Source organism: Burkholderia sp. BCC0322, from assembly GCF_902833045.1.
Taxonomy (GTDB): Bacteria; Pseudomonadota; Gammaproteobacteria; order Burkholderiales; family Burkholderiaceae; genus Burkholderia.
Map to the genome: position 1 here is coordinate 1 of NZ_CADFDU010000005.1, position 475 is coordinate 475.

A 475-nucleotide genomic window follows, 5' to 3' on the forward strand; every position below is an offset into this window, starting at 1 on the left:
CTCGTTTGCCAGCTCCCCGTAGCTTTTCGCAGGCTACCGCGTCCTTCATCGCCTGTGATCGCCAAGGCATCCACCACATGCACTTGTTCGCTTGACCCTATAACGAGTCTGTCTCATCGACAGTCGCTACAGGTTGAGTTCTCGCGTTGTGCCGTATTCCAATTGAGTCAAACATAGAGTTCGAATCATCTTGAGATACATCGATACAATCACAACCCGGATAACTTTCACGTCCATCTCAAGACGCTTCCGCTATCCAAATTACTTACTTCTTCCAGATTGTTAAAGAACGACAGCCGATACGTAAAACGTATCACTCTGACTGGCTCAATCGCCAATGCAAAATTCTCGGTTCAGCGTCTGAACCAAGCCCTTAGCGTTGGTGATTGGTGGAGGCAGACGGGATCGAACCGACGACCCCCTGCTTGCAAAGCAGGTGCTCTCCCAGCTGAGCTATGCCCCCATGAGTACAGAT

Annotated in this window: 1 tRNA gene and 1 rRNA gene; both read right to left on the reverse strand. The window is 50.3% G+C overall.

What is annotated here, in order from left to right:
- Positions 1 to 97 (reverse strand): 23S ribosomal RNA (locus tag HWX39_RS16020); the annotation flags it as partial.
- 290 nt (positions 98 to 387) lie between these two features.
- Positions 388 to 463, reverse strand: a tRNA-Ala gene (locus HWX39_RS16025).
- Positions 464 to 475: the final 12 nt, after the last annotated feature.